General features: G+C 56.4%; 1 rRNA gene. It reads right to left on the bottom strand.

The features are described 5' to 3' along the window. Window positions 1-1,071: ribosomal RNA gene (locus EER30_RS48290) — 23S ribosomal RNA — on the bottom strand; the annotation flags it as partial.

The raw sequence follows: 1,071 nt of genomic DNA, 5'->3' as shown, positions 1-1,071 counted from the left end.
CTTGCCAGGTAGAACATTTTCAAGGGACGGTGGGAGTGCACCAGACGCCCCGGAAGCCGGGGCGTTATGCCGGTCATCTGACCCTCTCTCCGGGCGATCCGATTCCAGGGTCATTGTGCTGTGTTTCCGCGCGGCAGCACGACGACGCACGGCTTGCACCGTACACCGCCGCACCGCGTGTTAATCCGTGAGGACGCGGCCAAGCAGCTTGCTGTTCCCTTACGGGAGACCGTTAAGCAGGAAAGAGAACCCTCCCTGGGACCCCCATCGCCGTCTCCTGGCTCGTTTGCGTTGCCGCTCAGCACGGCCCGTTTAACGGGGCCATTGCCACAACCCCTGTCCTGGCCCAGGAATATTAACCTGGTTCCCTTTCGCTGGTCGGTGCGACGCCCTCCGTGAGGAGGGGGATGACGTGCGTGTTTTTACGGCGCACGCCACCCGATCGCACGCCCTTGTACGGGCCTTACCCCATCGCTTAGGACCGGCTAACCCATGTCCAACTGCTGTTCACATGGAACCTTTCTCCACTTCGGCCTTCAAAGTTGTGTGACTCATTTGAATATTTGCTACTACCACCAAGATCTGCACTAGGGTCCGTTCGACCTGCCCTCACGGGCGGTAGGCTTCGCTACGGACCCCACGCCCTCCTACTCATCAGACGATCCTGTCAATACGTTCGCGCTGATGGTTGGGTATAGGTGGTCGCGCTTGAGCGCCATCCATTTTCGGGGCCGGTCCATTCGGCAGGTGAGTTGTTACACACTCCTTAGCGGATTTCGACTTCCATGACCACCGTCCTGCTGTCTGAATGAACCGACACCCTTTATGGTGTCTACATGAGCGCGCACTTTGGCACCTTAACCCACACGTTCGGTTCATCCCGCATCGCCAGTTCTGCTTACCAAAAATGGCCCACTAAGGACTCTATATTCTATTGTTAGCGTGCAGGCTCACCTAAGCAGCCTGCACATCTTACCCATTTAAAGTTTGAGAATAGGGCGAAGTTGTTGCAACCCCGAAACCTCTAATCATTCGCTTTACCTGATAAAACTATACAAAGACGAGTCCCAG

Source organism: Actinoplanes solisilvae (assembly GCF_003999975.1).
GTDB lineage: Bacteria > Actinomycetota > Actinomycetes > Mycobacteriales > Micromonosporaceae > Actinoplanes > Actinoplanes solisilvae.
The sequence above is the reverse complement of the archived record's forward strand: the minus strand, read 5'-3'. Positions and strand labels throughout refer to the sequence as shown.